The 14313-nt window shown below is 32.2% G+C and carries 12 protein-coding genes; 2 read left to right on the top strand and 10 right to left on the bottom strand.

What is annotated here, in order from left to right:
* Window positions 1–19: 19 nt before the first annotated feature.
* The 5 genes from HM981_RS15575 to HM981_RS15595 form a co-directional block, all read right to left on the bottom strand.
* On the bottom strand, window positions 20–814 hold the full coding sequence (locus HM981_RS15575) for a hypothetical protein (RefSeq protein ID WP_179339730.1): 795 nt from the start codon (window positions 812–814) through the stop codon (window positions 20–22).
* Entirely contained in the window at window positions 801–1364 is a 564-nt protein-coding gene (locus HM981_RS15580) for an RNA polymerase sigma factor (protein WP_179339731.1), read from the bottom strand. The genes HM981_RS15575 and HM981_RS15580 overlap by 14 nt, the downstream gene beginning before the upstream one ends.
* A 134-nt stretch (window positions 1365–1498) precedes the next feature.
* Complete coding sequence (locus tag HM981_RS15585; RefSeq protein ID WP_179339732.1) at window positions 1499–2476, bottom strand: polyprenyl synthetase family protein; 978 nt, start codon at window positions 2474–2476, stop codon at window positions 1499–1501.
* A 65-nt stretch (window positions 2477–2541) separates the two neighbouring features.
* Entirely contained in the window at window positions 2542–5142 is a 2601-nt protein-coding gene (locus HM981_RS15590; RefSeq protein ID WP_179339733.1) for an alkaline phosphatase family protein, read from the bottom strand.
* The gene (locus HM981_RS15595; protein WP_179339734.1) at window positions 5129–5290 is read right to left on the bottom strand and encodes a hypothetical protein; all 162 of its coding nucleotides are present in this window, start codon (window positions 5288–5290) and stop codon (window positions 5129–5131) included. Before HM981_RS15595 ends, HM981_RS15590 begins: the two co-directional genes overlap by 14 nt.
* A gap of 213 nt (window positions 5291–5503) precedes the next feature.
* On the opposite strand from HM981_RS15595, the gene HM981_RS15600 reads away from it, so the two are divergent.
* Together HM981_RS15600 and HM981_RS15605 are read left to right on the top strand one after the other, a co-directional pair.
* Entirely contained in the window at window positions 5504–6319 is an 816-nt protein-coding gene (locus HM981_RS15600; protein WP_179339735.1) for a T9SS type A sorting domain-containing protein, read from the top strand.
* Window positions 6320–6923: 604 nt separating this feature from the next.
* Window positions 6924–8237: a T9SS type A sorting domain-containing protein gene (locus HM981_RS15605; RefSeq protein ID WP_179339736.1), complete on the top strand. Its 1314-nt coding sequence runs from the start codon at window positions 6924–6926 to the stop codon at window positions 8235–8237.
* A 77-nt stretch (window positions 8238–8314) separates the two neighbouring features.
* On the opposite strand, the gene rlmN is transcribed toward HM981_RS15605, so the two are convergent.
* The 5 genes from rlmN to HM981_RS15630 form a co-directional block, all read right to left on the bottom strand.
* Window positions 8315–9355: a 23S rRNA (adenine(2503)-C(2))-methyltransferase RlmN gene (rlmN, locus tag HM981_RS15610; protein ID WP_179339737.1), complete on the bottom strand. Its 1041-nt coding sequence runs from the start codon at window positions 9353–9355 to the stop codon at window positions 8315–8317.
* An 89-nt stretch (window positions 9356–9444) separates the two neighbouring features.
* Window positions 9445–10494 (bottom strand): tRNA preQ1(34) S-adenosylmethionine ribosyltransferase-isomerase QueA, encoded by a 1050-nt coding sequence (gene queA, locus HM981_RS15615; protein WP_179339738.1) that lies wholly within the window; start codon window positions 10492–10494, stop codon window positions 9445–9447.
* 197 nt (window positions 10495–10691) lie between these two features.
* Window positions 10692–11918: a 3-phosphoshikimate 1-carboxyvinyltransferase gene (locus HM981_RS15620; RefSeq protein ID WP_179339739.1), complete on the bottom strand. Its 1227-nt coding sequence runs from the start codon at window positions 11916–11918 to the stop codon at window positions 10692–10694.
* Between the two features lie 33 nt (window positions 11919–11951).
* Window positions 11952–12278 (bottom strand): nucleotide pyrophosphohydrolase, encoded by a 327-nt coding sequence (locus HM981_RS15625; protein WP_179339740.1) that lies wholly within the window; start codon window positions 12276–12278, stop codon window positions 11952–11954.
* Between the two features lie 2 nt (window positions 12279–12280).
* Window positions 12281–14296: a DUF3857 domain-containing protein gene (locus HM981_RS15630; RefSeq protein WP_179339741.1), complete on the bottom strand. Its 2016-nt coding sequence runs from the start codon at window positions 14294–14296 to the stop codon at window positions 12281–12283.
* Between the last annotated feature and the right edge of the window lie 17 nt (window positions 14297–14313).

Raw genomic sequence — 14313 nt, forward strand, 5'->3', positions numbered from 1 at the left:
TTAGTATTAAATAAAGACCTTAGTTATTTCTATTTGCAACTGCCGTTTTTACCGTTCCGTAACTATCCTTTAGAGCTTCAAAGACTTTACTTCTAAAAGACTGACCCATTTCGTCTTCTACACTCATTAATAAACTATTTGCATCTACTGTTCTTAAAGATTCAATCTCTAAGTTTTGCTTAAAAAGTTCTTTACTCGCTATTTTTAATAAAGAATCTATTTCTTGATCTGAAACTGACGGTTCTTTTAATTTTATGTTTGTTATAGCTTCTGCAACTGCTGTTTTCAATTTAGCTTCTTGCAAAAGATTTTCTACTTCATTATTAAGCGCTTCTTCTTTATTAATAGTAATCGTTTCATCAACGGATTTCCCTTGTTCTGCCAATTGCGTTTTAGGCTCAGACTTTTTATTAATTACTTTTTTATAATCTATTATTTTAGATGCTTTTGTCTTTGGTAATGTCTCTTTTTTCAACTCCTCCTCTATAACACTATTGTCTTCATTTACCACTTCGATAGACTCTTTTTGGTTGAACTCTAAATTTTTATCATTTAATTGTTCTTCTATTACGTTCTCTTCAACCACCTGAGGAAGTGTGTTTTCTGATTCGTCTGTATTAAAAAATTGCACTGATATCGCAATCATAATTATTAATCCTGCAGCAATACTCAACCACCAATAAATTGGTTTTTTAGTTTTATTGTCTTCTGCATCTAATCGGTCAGATAGCTTAGACCAACTTTCTGATGAAGGCGTCAATGTGCGTTTCTCTAGCTTGTCTTTTATATTTTCTTCAAACTTAATTGGTGCCATAACTGTTGTTATTTAATTCTTTTAATTTCTTTTGAAGCATTTGTCGGGCTTTAAACAATTGTGATTTAGAAGTGCCTTCTGAAATTTTTAATAATTCGGCAATCTCATTATGCTTATATCCTTCTATCGCATACATTACAAAGACCATTCGGTAACCTTCTGGCAAACTATCGATGAGTTCTTGTATTTCTGCAACTTCAATGTTTGTATTAATATTGTTTGATGAGCCTTGATCCAAATAATCATCTTCAACAGCAAATTCAATTTTCTTTTTTTGCCTTAAATATGAAATGGATTCTCGTACCATGATTCGTCTTATCCAACCTTCAAAGCTGCCTTCATGTTTATAGGTCTTCAAATATTTAAACACTTTGAAAAAACCATTCAACATGACTTCTTCTGCTTGATATGCATCTTTAATATAGTATCTACAAACACTCAACATTTTTGGCGCATGTAACTCGTACATTATATGCTGTGCTTCACGATTTTTATTCGCAGCGCGCTCTATGAGTTTTGTTTCATTTTTATGAAGTTGAATAACTTTCATGGTTTGGTTTAAATTCTGATGACGTTCAGATGCCTTTCTATTTATAAAGACGCAATTTTGTAGTAAAGGGTTGCTTGGGAAATGAAAAATAATTAAAATAATTTTTAACTATTTGATTTTAAGTGTATTGAAATTTATTTTTTTCTTTCAATTACGTAATCTACCATAAGCTTTAGAGATGCTTTGTATGGTGACTCGGGATAATTTGCCAATATAGCTAAGGCTTCTTCTTGAAAAGCTTTCATTTTAGAAACAGCGTAATCTAAACCACCATTAGCTTTTACAAAAGCAATAACCTCATTGACGCGTTTCTTATCCTTATTATGATTCTTAACCGAATTAATTAACCATTTTTTCTCTTTCTTGGTACAGTTATTTAGGACATATATTAAAGGTAAGGTCATTTTTTGCTCCTTTATATCTATGCCTGTTGGTTTGCCAATAGCTTCTTTTCCATAATCAAACAAATCATCTTTAATCTGAAATGCCATACCTATTAACTCGCCAAATTTTCGCATGGTTTCTACTTCTGGCGAATTTGGCTTTACAGATGCAGCACCCAAACTACAACAAGCAGCAATTAAAGTCGCTGTTTTCTGCCTAATTATCTCGTGGTATATATCTTCTGTAATATCTAGCTGTCTGGCTTTTTCTATTTGCAGTAGTTCTCCCTCGCTCATTTCTCTCACTGCGACAGAGATAATTTTTAGTAAATCGAAATCATTATTATCTATAGAAAGTAACAAACCTTTAGATAGAAGAAAATCGCCTATTAGAACAGCGATTTTATTTTTCCAAAGAGCATTAATAGAGAAGAATCCTCGTCTTCGGTTACTATCGTCCACCACATCATCATGAACCAAAGTTGCCGTGTGAATTAGCTCTATTACCGAAGCACCTCTATAAGTCCGTTCACTAACCTCACCATTATTCATCATTTTAGCAACCAAAAACACAAACATTGGTCGCATCTGCTTTCCTTTTCGGTTTACTATATAATGAGTAATTCGATTGAGAAGCGCTACCTTACTAGCCATAGAGAGTTGAAACTTTTGTTCAAAAAGATCCATCTCGTAGGCAATTGGTTGTTTTATCTGTTCGGTTATTTTCAAAAGAAAAAATGCATATAAACAAACGTACTAAAAATGCTTTTGATAAACTATTTTACAACTTAAATTTAGGATTTGTTTCTATATAATGTTTTGTCTATGCTTTTGATCATTTCAGACTTATCTAAATCTACACCTATAAAAGATGTCACTTTATCTAAAACCTGATCTGTATTAAAGAGCACCTCTTTATAATCTACATAAATAAGCTCTACACCTGGTTCATTATCTTTCCAAACCTCTACTTGATTTAAATGTTTGTTATACGATTCAAAAAGTTTAACAGGTAGTATGTCAGAATTTTTACCAACCATTTTTTGCTGAGATTTCACAACTTCGGTTAAATCTCTATTCATAAAAATAACCTTATACCTATATTTAGGATCTAAAAATTTTAGTAATGGCGCCACTACCTTTACAGTTTTATTCTGCGCCATTCCCAACCAAGAATTATCTTTATGTAAAGCCATTACAGGATCATACTCAAAATACCCTTTAGGGTTTGATTCATCAGATTTTCTATTTCCATCGGTTAAGACATCTATACCTCCATTATTAAGCATTTGCATCATTACAGACGTACCAGAACGCGGTAGACCAGAAACAATTACTATTTGATCTTTTCTATATTTATATTCTGCTTTATCATTTAAACTTATAGGTTCACCAAGTTTTTCATTAATATTTTCAATGGCTTGTTCCGCTCTTTGATGGTCCTTTGGTTTTAACTTGGAAGCAGTTTCATAGGCTTTTTTAGCATTTTCTAAATCCCCTAATTTCTCTAAAGCCTGCCCCAACGTGTAATGTGCTGCCGGAAAATACTTAACCAATTCTATTGCTGTTAAGGCATGATCCGCTGCTTCTTCATAATCATTTAGATTGATTAAAATATCTGCTAGGGCTTGATGTGATTTTGCATTATCAATCTCAAATTCTAATGCTGACTCAAAAGCAGCTTTAGCATTTTCAAATTGACTTAATCTTTTATATATTTTACCTATCTGATACCAAACTAATGAATTTGGCTTTTTATTTTTGGCGTCCTCCAAGCACTTTAGAGCAAGGTGTACTTTGCCTTTTCCTAATAAAATTTTGGCTTCAGACACAGAAGTATTTAGTTCGAATTTTTTATCAAAATTTCGTAAATTATTAAGATAGACTTCTGCAACATCATAATCATGTTCTGAAAGTGCTATAGAAAGCAAATCCATATAATATGGAATTGTATCCACAACAGGATCTCCAATTTTAAAACCTTGAGTTTTCAACAAGTCTTTATTCTTACCTTCAAATGCTTTTTCATCATAAGTAGGGTATGGATAATTAACTAATTCTAAAAGTATTCTCTTAGACTCAGGGTAATCTTTTTTACCTAAAAACACTCTAGCTAAATTATGTTTTAAATCGCAACTAGTCTTAAGTACAGCTACTTCAATATTATCATCAGGTTTTTCGATATAGCCCAAATCAATTAATTGTTGCATAGCTTCTTCATCATCTAACAAATCGCTTAAATCTGACTCATGTTCTCCAAAATCTCCTTTTACATCCTCCCAACTATCAATATAATTTACCTTTTTAGGATTCTTAAATATATCTAAGGCAACTTTACCGTCCATATCTTTTCCAACAGGCAAACCATACATGTGTAAAATGGTTGGAGCCACATCGATTAAGCTTAAACCAAATACTTTTTCATTTTTCTTAATATTAGGACCAGCAGCCACAAACATTCCAAATTTACGATGCTCTAAAGCTGGAGCGGCTGGATATTTAGGCATTTTTAGAATTCGTTTATTCCCAGATTCATAACCATGATCAGACATTACAACAATTGTTGTGTCTTCACCTGCTAAATCCACCATTCTTTCTAACATCATATCTTGATACATATAAGCTCCATATATAGTATCCTTATAAATTTCAAACTTATTTTGTGCTATGTGGTTTAATTTTGGTGGGTGGTATTTCATAAAAGCGTGACAAAAATGATCAATCAAATCATAATAAACGGCCATAAAATCCCATTCTGTAGTTCGCATAAGATTTGTTGCTGCAGCATGTACCGAAGTGTTTTCTGCCAACATCTTAGCAAAACTAAATAAACTTTGCTCTTTATCTTGATCTATCTCAGCTGCCCTAGGAATAAATGGTAAAATATGAGCCTCTGTCACTTCATGAGGAAACAGCCTTAAGTCATGCATATCCTTTACCAAATCCCATGGATGAATAGTCCCTTTTACAATAGGACTCTTCTTACTAGGATCTTTATTTACTTTTTGAAATTTATCTGAAACTACAACACCATTTATTGGCTCTGCGGGAAAACTAGGCCACCAGCCAACCACATTACTTTTTAAACCTTGATTATGAAAAATATTCCATAACGCCCTCGATTTTCTTGAGTTTACTGTAACAGGCCTAATCCCTTTTCTATCAGGCGAAACCTCAATAAACCCTAGAACTCCATGCTTATCTGGTGTTTTACCAGTAGCAACAGTACTCCAAAGCATCGGAGAATACGGAGGATTCATTGTGCTCATATTACCATAAACACCTCTATCTATTATTTTTTTTAATGCTGGCATACGACCTTTTGCCATAAGCGGCCCTATAATTTTCCAATCTGCGGCATCCCAACCTATTAACAGCACTTTATCTTTCTTCATCAGTAATTACCTTTGATTTTTCTACATTGTTTTTGACCTTTCTCCATTCGCGCAATCCTATATCACCAAAAGCAAGTAATCCTAAAGATCCTTTCTTTGTTACATTAAAACTGTCTGATTTAACTGATTCATCGTTATCTATAGCCATACATGTATTTTTTTATAAAAAAACAAAACAAAATATTTAAAACCTAATTTTTAGATTTTTGAAAAAAAACAATTATTAAATTCGTAAAAAATAACCTTTTTAATTAGGTATACTAAAAAAAACAACTTAAAAAGAATTTTAGCTACAGCAATCTACTAAAATTTATTTTTTTTTAATTATTTTCAAGACTTAACACTTAAAATCACTGTTACCATGAAAAAAACTACTTCTAAAAATTTCTCAAAAAAGCTTGCTAATTATGGAGCTTTATCTCTTGCTATTGCTGGATTAACTGATGTTAGTGGTCAAATTATTTACACAGATGTTGACCCTGATTTTTCAGGTGGAGGCTTAATTGACTATAGTTTAGACCTAGACAATGATGGTAATGCTGACTTTAATATTGATGCTGGTACATTAAGTTCAGGAGCTTATAATTTTGTTCAAATCGATAACTCCTCTATCGTTGGTAATCAAATTTTAGGCTCACAACCGCTATATACCTATCCGTTTGCACTAGATAACGGTGCTATAATAAGCTCTGGTCAATCCTCATTTTACTCTCAAGGAACACTTAATTTTGCTAGTTGTTATCTTGGTTCAGGCAGTAGTAATTGGTGTGGTACTACTGACAAATATCTGGGCTTACGTTTTCAAATTAGTGGAAGCACACATTACGGTTGGGCTAAATTAGATGTAAGCGCATCTGGTGATAGTTTTACAGTTAAAGAATATGCTTACAATGCAACTGCAGATGAAGCTATTCAAGCTGGTCAAACCTTGAATGTTAATCAATTTGCTATAAACAAAGTTAGAATCGTGAGTTTAAATAACTCAATAGAACTTTATAATTTGCCTGAAAATACAAATTATAATGTATATGATATCTCTGGAAAATCTATATTAAATGGCTCAATCAATGATAGCAGCTATGTAATTGAAGCAAATGGATTTTCACAAGGAGTTTATATCGTAGAGTTAGAAGACACTTTTACAAATTCAGTTATTCGTAAAAAAATAGTATTATAAAGTAAAACTTTAATTTTTTAAAAATAAAAAAAACGCTTAAATTTCTAATTAAGCGTTTTTTTCATTTAACATTAGTCCATCAATTAAAACACTATTATTTTTTAAAATATATAATATTTAAAAATGGTAATTACTTCAGTCTGTAAATTTTATAAAATTAGTGATAAGAAAACTATTTTCTTTTTCCATATTACATTTATATAGATAAGAAACCACTTCATTGTAGACATAAGTTTACTTTATGATCACGCTAAAGAACCTTAGCAATTTTAAAAACCTGTTCACTTAACTCTCCTTTAATAATTATTTAATGATCAAAGGAACAAACATTGGTCTCACTTTCTGAGCTCCATGATCTAAAGATCATTTTATTAGAAGCCTTACATCACTTACCATAGAGAATTGGAAATTCTGTTCAAAAATGATCCAAATCATAAGCAATAGGTAGTATTATTTGTTGCACTAATTCATTTCTAATTTAAAATATTTGCCAATCACAAATTCTCTTAGCTAAAATATTAACATGGCTATTAAAGAACTTTAACTTTTACTGCTCAACATTATTTGTAACTTTAGGCCTTATAATCTAAAAAAACACAAACACATGAAAAAAATTACTTTACTAGTATTAGCTTTAATAGCTTTTCAATTTAATTATGCTCAAGATACTTGTGCAACAGCCGTAGCTGTGAGCGCAGGTACGACAACTGTAGGAACTTTAAACGGAACTACCCCTGACGGTTCTTGTTATACAGGTCTAGCAACTGTTGGTGAATGGTACAGCTATACACCTACTGCTAATTACTCAGTAACAATATCTTCGGATTTATCTGTAAATAATGGTTTGACAAATAGTGATGACACTAGACTTAGCATTTTTACAGGTAGCTGTGCAGCATTAACATGTTATGCATTTGCAGATGATATAAGTGGCACAAACTATCTTTCTGAAGTATCATTTTTTGCTGAAAGCGGTGAAACTTATTATATTTTATGGGATGACTTTTGGAGTGATTTCGGTTTTGATTTTGTATTAACAGAATCTAACTGTTCTGCAACGACAGCGCCTGAAGCTGTAACAAACCCCACACCTGCTGATGGTGCCGACGTTATTTTAGTAGGAGGTGGTACTGCTTTTGCATGGGATGAGAGCCTAACAGGTGAGCCTGCAGATAGCTACACAATATCTATAGGTACAACAGCAGCTGCTAATGAAATTGGTACTTTAGCTGATGCTACTAGTGGTAATACGATCACATTTGCAGGAGTTGCTAATACTACTTATTATTGGAAAATCGATGCTATAAACTGTTTTGGAACCACAACTAGTGCTGTATGGAGTTTTAACACCATTGATTGCCCTGAAACTGCTGCGCCAGCTTGCCCTACCCTTATTACACCTGCAGATGGAGAACTAGCAGCTGCAATATCAGATGATGGTAGTGGTACAGGTTCTGTTAATATTGCATGGGATGCAATACCTGGAGTTTCTTCTTACGAAATTACTTTTGATGGGGTTGTATTAGGTACTACAAGTCTTACAGATCTTAACATTACAGGTTTAGATCTTGCAACGGACTACACTTGGTCAATTGCACCTATAAATTGTTTTGGTACTGCTACAGGTTGTGCAACATGGTCATTTACAACAGGTGACGACTTACTTAGTGTTGAACAAAACGCATTAACTACTTTTAGTGTTTACCCTAATCCAACTTCTAATGTATTAAACATTGAATCAACTCAAGAAATTGATAATGTTACCGTATTTAACTTATTAGGTCAAAACGTTGCAAGTTTCTCTAAAAATGAGATTACTAATTCATCTATTGACATGTCTGAATTATCAAAAGGACTTTATTTAGTTAAGATTACTTCTGGAGATAAAACTCAAACATTAAGAGTAACAAAAGAATAATCTTCTGATTATAAATATTAAGACATAAAAAAAAGCGGCAATTGCCGCTTTTTTTTATGTCTTAATATTAAAATGATTTAACTTTTATTAGCCAACTGTCCACAAGCGGCATCAATATCCTTTCCTCTACTGCGTCTTACTGTAACAGTAATATTATTGGCTTCGAGAACAGAAACATACATATCTATAGCTTTTGAGCTGGCTTGTTGAAATTCGCCATCATCAATTGGGTTATACTCTATAAGGTTCACTTTACTTGGTGCGAATTTGCAAAACTCAACTAAGGCCTCTGCATCTTTTCGCTCGTCATTTATACCATCCCAAACCACGTACTCATAGGTTATTCTATTTTTTGTAGCTGCATACCAGTATTGCAATGCTTCTCTTAAATCAGTAAGTGGAAACGTGGCATTAAATGGCATTATTGATGTACGTATTTCGTCTATAGCAGAATGTAATGATACAGCCAACTTAAACTTCACGTTATCGTCTGCCATTTTTTTAATCATTTTTGGAACACCAGATGTAGACACTACAATACGTTTTGGAGACATGCCTAAACCTTCTGGTGACGTAATTTTATCGATGGCTTTAAGTACGTTGTTATAGTTCATTAAGGGTTCTCCCATTCCCATAAACACAATATTACTTAAAGGTCTGTTATGGTATAATCTACTTTCGTTATCTATAGCAACCACTTGATCGTAAATTTCATCCGGATTAAGATTTCGCATACGTTTTAATCGTGACGTTGCACAGAATCTACAATCGAGACTACAACCTACCTGAGAAGACACACAAGCTGTGGTTCTGGTTTTAGTTGGTATAAGTACTGATTCTACTATTAAATCGTCATGAAGTCTTACAGCGTTCTTTATAGTACCATCAGAGCTACGTTGCATCTGATCTACTTTAATATGATTGATCACAAAATTATCTTCTAACATTTGCCTAGTTTCTATAGACACGTTAGTCATATCCTCAAAACTATAAGCTGCCTTTTGCCATAACCATTCGTAAACCTGATTACCTCTAAACGCTTTATCTCCTTGCTTTACAAAGAAATCTCTGAGTTGATCTTTAGTTAAAGCTCTTATATCTTTCTTTTTTACTTCCATTGTATGCAAAAGTACTTAAATGAATTTGGTTTTCTATTAAAATAAAAAAGCCTCAATTAAGAGACTTTTTTATTTTAATATTTAAGTGCTTAGATGATTAACATCGCATCACCATAAGAATAAAATTTATATTTTTCTTTTACAGCTTCTTCATATGCTTTCTTCATAAAATCATGACCTGCAAATGCAGATGTCATCATTAATAACGTAGATTTTGGTGTATGAAAATTAGTAATCATGCAGTTTGCGATACTAAAATCGTATGGTGGAAAAATGAATTTGTTGGTCCAACCTTCAAAATCATTTAATCTTCCGTTTGAAGATACTGAACTTTCAATAGTACGCATTGATGTTGTACCTACTGCACACACACGTTTTTTATTTTCGATAGCATCATTTACAATTTCTGCAGCATTTTCGCTAATTACAATTTCTTCACTGTCCATTTTGTGCTTAGACAAATCTTCTACCTCAACGGAATTAAATGTACCTAAACCTACATGCAACGTTACCTCTGCTGTCTTAATTCCTTTAATTTCTAAACGTTTTAATAAGTGTTTAGAAAAGTGCATACCTGCTGTTGGTGCCGCTACTGCTCCTTCGTTTTTAGCATAAATTGTTTGGTAGCGCTCTTCATCTTCTGGCTCTACGTCTCTTTTAATATATTTTGGTAATGGAGTTTCCCCAAGCTGCGTTAATTTAGCTCTAAAGTCGCTATAAGATCCATCATAAAGAAAACGTAACGTTCTACCTCTAGAAGTTGTGTTATCTATTACTTCTGCAACAAGTGTTTCATCGTCTCCAAAGTATAATTTATTACCAATTCTTATTTTACGAGCAGGATCTACTAAAACATCCCAAAGACGTTGTTCTTGATTTAACTCACGTAACAAAAACACTTCGATACGCGCTCCTGTTTTTTCTTTGTTACCAAACAAACGTGCAGGAAACACCTTTGTATCATTCATAATCATCACATCTCCGGCATCAAAATAATCGATGATATCTTTAAATTGTTTGTGCTCAATAGTTTGTTTTGCTCTATCTAGCACCATCAATCTTGATTCGTCTCTATGTTCCGCAGGATGTTCTGCTAATAATTCGTCTGGAAGGTCAAAACTAAAATGTGATAATTTCATGTATGATTTTTATTTTTTTTCGAACTGCAAATATACAATCTCAACATAGGCCTTGTCAAGTAAATCAAGGTTTATTTTGAATAAAAGACTTTAGAGCACTATGTTAGTTACATAAAAATCAAAGTTTCGACATTTATGTTGTATAAATAGCTAAGAAAACAATTTTATAATGGCCATCTAAATATACTCTTTATGTTCTATTTAATATTGAAACCAATAGCTTTAAAATCGTCCCAAAATTGAGGATACGATTTACTCACAACATCTGCATTCTCTATACTAATTGGCACTTTTAAAGCCAATGGTGCAAATGCCATTGCCATTCTATGATCGTTATAAGTTGCTATCGTAATATTATTTTTAATAGCTACAGACGGTTTTAAATGTAATGAAGCATCTGTTATAACCACTTCTGCGCCTAACTTTTCAAGTTCGGTTTTAAGCGCTACTAATCGGTCTGTTTCTTTTATTTTTAAGGTATGTAGGCCTACCATATAAGACTCTAAACCTAAACCAAATGCTGTTACTGCGATTGTCTGTGCAATATCTGGTGCATTACTTAAATCTAATTCAATTAAAGACGCAGCAGTGATAGCTTTTGTTTTTTGAAGCTTAATCTCTTGATTAAAAAATGTAGTTGTAACACCAAATTTTTCATAAATATCTGCTAACACAGAGTCTCCTTGTAAACTTTTGTCTTTATAAGATGCTATAGTAATTTCTGTACCAACGTCGCTTAGTGCTATTACACTATAAAAATAGGACGCTGAAGACCAATCGGATTCCACAGTTAGCGTTTGAGCCTCTAAACTGGCTGTATTGGGTTTAACTGAAATGGTATTTTCTACAAAACTTGTTTCAATACCAATACTATTCAACAAACTTAATGTCATATTAATATATGGTACAGAGGTTATTTTCCCTTTTAACGTTAACTCTAAGCCGTTCTCTAATTTTGAAGCTATTAACAATAATGCAGAAATATACTGACTACTTACATTGGCCTCTAAAGTCACTTTACTTATAGTAAATTCTTGACCTTTAACTTTAAGCGGTGGAAAACCATCATTTTCTAAATACGTAATATCAGCGCCTAATGTTCTTAAAGCATCTACTAATATTTTTATTGGTCGCTCTTTCATACGAGGCGATCCTGTAATTATGGTTTCTCTATTTTTTTGAATTGAAAAATAAGCCGTTAAAAATCGCATGGCTGTCCCAGCATGATGAATATCTATGACCTCTTCTTTTGAAGCTAATGCTTTTTGCATTAGTACAGAATCGTCTGAATTAGATACATTTTCTATACTTATATGAGGATATAAAGCCTTTAGTAATAAAAGGCGATTAGACTCACTCTTTGATCCTGTAATTTGAACCTTTTGAAAATTAAGAAGCTTTGATTTTTGGATACTAATGTCCATATTGAATCTTTAAAATAAAATGAAGTTACAAAACTACTTTAATTTCTCATTATTATGATGCCTGTTATGATCGCGTTTTGCTTTTTTATCCATTTTTTTGTCAAAAGCGTCTTGTAAATCTATACCTGTTTGGTTTGCTAAACATAATACAACAAACATGACATCAGATAATTCTTCTCCTAGATCTTTATCTTTATCGCTTTCCTTTTCGCTTTGCTCACCATAACGTCTCGCAATAATACGAGCTACTTCACCAACCTCTTCAGTTAGTTGTGCCATGTTTGTAAGCTCATTAAAATATCGAACTCCATGTTCATTAATCCAGTTATCAACTTCTTTTTGTGCGTTTTTAATATTCATTTTTAAGCTTTTGTTAGTACTATTTGCTCAGATTGCTTTTCTATAATTTTTTCATAAAATCCTTTAAAGACCACATAATCTAATGGATCTATTAGCGAATTCTTTAATTGAAAAATTATACTAATTTGTATATATTGACCATTATTATTTACTTTATAACTATAAGATATATCACCCTCGTTAAATGAAACAACTTCACTTGTTGGCATAGACTCTACTTTATAATTCTCAGGTATCATTATATTTATTAAATATTTATCTTGTTGAGGCATTACAAAATCTATCGGATAATTTCTTTTTTCTAGCTTAAAAGGGCTTTCAGTATCTTTAAGAAAAAATAAAGGCGTAAAGTATAGTAGACTTCCAACCTCATCAATAGCATCAGATGATTGGAAGTTATAAGTTATCTGCAGAGGATTCATAATTTTTTTTGCATTATTAACATCAAGTTCACTTATTTCAATACCCTCCTTATCCTTTTCAATTTCTTTTACATGATCTTCTGTGGTCATCGAAGCATATTCATTTCTGTATAAAAGTGCCGCATGTGAGGTTATACTTTTTCTAACTTTTCCTTCTGCTGATAAATCTTCATTTAACTTTACATTTAAGAATGTTGTTTCATTCGTCATTTTTGTTGGCCTAAGCGGAATCCATCCTGAAGTTTCATTATCTCTTACTATTCGCCCTTGCCAGTTCAAAACTCTTACGGGTAAAACATTTGGCGAGCTGTAAGGATCTGTTGCATCTAATAAAATTACATTGTCATCTTGCTCAATTGCGCAGATAACGTAGTTAAAACCATTACGCGTAGGAAATATGGGTATACCATTATTCTTTGTACTAACTAGAACGGGGTTTGCATTAATACCTTGAGACTTTAACATTGATATTAAGAGAAGATTTATATCTCCAACATTACCTATACCTTCTTTATATGCTTCTCGAATTCCATTATTAGAAGTATATCCGTTATTACCGTTCCACTTTACTTTAGATTTCACATGGTTAAAAATAACAGCTGTTGTTTCAAGAGGATTATCCACATCTTTTAATATTGACACCAGATCATCTTTAAAAACATTAGTTTTCTCAAATTGACCACCAAAAGATTTGTAACTGTATATTGTTTTAGATACTTTATCCCATGAAGATGAAAAAGCTTTCTCAATTGAACCATATTTATTGAGTATTGCTGATAATTCAAAACTCATTTTAGAGATATAATTATCAATATTACCTGCGTAAGACTCCTCTTTTACTGCAGGAATATTTTCCTCGGAGACTGCAATTGTATTGTCAAAATATTCACTCTTTGATGTGTTAAATTGGGTCTTCGTGACTATAACTCCTGATCTTGATGAACTAGTAGAATTGTAAATTTTATTAGCCCTCCCGTCTTTAAACTTTGGTAAATACAGAGCTTTAATATTAACTTGTTTGTTATAAGCGTAAAATTGTGGTGTAGCTATAAAAACTTCTAATTTATCCGTTGGAATGAATGATTGAAAATAAATATCATCAATCGCTAAAAACGGAGAAATTATTTTATAAGAATACTCAATCACAGCACCATCCTGGATATTTGGCATCGTTAGTGTACTTACTCCTGTATATTCATTATATTCTTCTTCAAATATGCCCTCTTTTCTAAGTTTATCTTTATTTATTTTTCCATTAGAAAGATTATAGGTTGTTCCTTGTAAATTAGACAATTTCTCTGTTTTACCTGATCCACCTTTATAAATATAAACTTTTTTAGTGGCCCATTTATAGCCTTCCTTATTGTAGATTTTAACTCTTTCATACACTTCTCGTTCTTGCATAAAGCCATCATGATCCGTATATATAAAATTAATTTTTTCTTCCCTATACAATACAGCCGCATTCGCAGAGGAATCAATTGGATGTATTTTTTGACCTAGTTCTTCTTTAGATACTTTTCCATATCTAAAATCTTGAGCACTTAAACTGTTTATTCCTAGAACAAAAACTACTATTATATATATATATTTCATGAAAATTATTTGATATT

The organism is Winogradskyella ludwigii (assembly GCF_013403985.1).
GTDB lineage: Bacteria > Bacteroidota > Bacteroidia > Flavobacteriales > Flavobacteriaceae > Winogradskyella > Winogradskyella ludwigii.